We start from the raw sequence: 1,389 nt of genomic DNA on the forward strand, positions 1-1,389 counted from the left end.
CAGGGCGGTTTCATTCTCCGGTGCGATCGCGAAAAGTAAAAGCGATCGCGCTATCTGATAAGATTTTTAGCGATCGCTCTTCATATAATAGATATGGATACTCTAATCTCTTTTTTGAAAAAAGTCAATGACCCACGCCAAACCAGCGGGAAAAGACATCCCTTATGGCTAATATTACTATTGGTTATTATGGGATTCATGTTGGGTTATTTGGGATATAGAGATTTCGGAACCTTTGCTAAATGCAACCAAAAACTGATCGTTAAAACTTTTAATCTCACTATTGATAGAGTCCCATCTTATTCTACTATTAGACGAGTAATGATGTTGGTCAATACCTCAGATTTAATCGACGCATTTAATCAATGGGCTAGTCAGCTAACTACCTCAATAGACTTGACTGATTGGGTATCAATTGATGGTAAATGTCTCAGAAGTACCTGCCAAAATCCCCAGAATAGCACTCACGATTTTGTCTCAATTGTGTCCTTATTCAGTCAGAATACTGGTTTGGTTGTCAGAGTCCAAAAATTTGAAAACAAAAAAAGTTCTGAAATCAGACAGGCGCAAGAGCTAGTCAAGGGTTATCCCGATCGAGGGAACATATTTACATTGGATGCTTTGCACTGTCAAAAAGAGACAACTACTTTGATTACTGAGTCTAAAAATGATTATATTATCGCTCTTAAAGGCAATCAAAAAAACTTGTTTAAACAGGTTGTGAATATTATCGAAAATCAACCACCTAAAAGTCAAGCAGAATCAGTAGATATTAGTCATGGTCGTCACCTGGTTAGAAAGGTATCTGTCTTTGATATTCCTCCCCAGAAGCTCAAGGATTTTGAGAGATTAAAATGGGGTAATATTACCAGTTTAATTAAAGTGGAAAGAAGTGGCGCTCGTGGTAAAAAAGATTATGAACATCTTACTTATTACATTAGCAGCTTATCGGCATCAGCCGAAATATTTGCGTCAAAAATCCGAGGTCATTGGCTGATTGAAAATCAGTTACATTGGGTAAAAGATGTAGTTTTTAAGGAAGATATATGGCCGAGACATAACTACATAGCAGTCACTAATTTATCGCTCCTATCAACCGTCGCTCTTAATCTTTACCGATTTTTAGGCTTTTCATCATTAACTTGCGGTCAAAGATGGCTAAACTACAAGCTAGAAAAACTGATAATTTCACTCAATTAAAAAGGTAGATTAGCTCAATTATTCAATAATAATTACCCAGCTAAACTTTTCAAACCCATGTACAGCAATAAATTTGATTTATTCAACTATCAATAAAATTGATAGTTGAATTTTTAGTGTTCGCGGATGACTTGAATATTTTCATTCAGAATTTTAGCTCTGCTAAAATTCGAGAATGAAACCGCCCTG

Annotated in this window: 1 protein-coding gene; it reads left to right on the top strand. The window is 35.9% G+C overall.

The annotated features are described in order from the left end of the window. Window positions 1–93 precede the first annotated feature (93 nt). A complete protein-coding gene (locus OSCI_RS06775) occupies window positions 94–1,200 on the top strand; it encodes an ISAs1 family transposase (RefSeq protein WP_026103822.1) in 1,107 nt (368 codons plus the stop codon). The last annotated feature ends 189 nt before the right edge of the window (window positions 1,201–1,389 follow it).

Source organism: Kamptonema sp. PCC 6506, assembly GCF_000180455.1.
In the GTDB taxonomy this organism is placed as follows: Bacteria; Cyanobacteriota; Cyanobacteriia; order Cyanobacteriales; family Microcoleaceae; genus Kamptonema; species Kamptonema formosum.

Coding starts and splice junctions, on each gene's coding strand:
- OSCI_RS06775 (WP_026103822.1), top strand. CDS start 94: ATGGATACTCTAATCTCTTTTTTGAAAAAAGTCAATGACCCACGCCAA.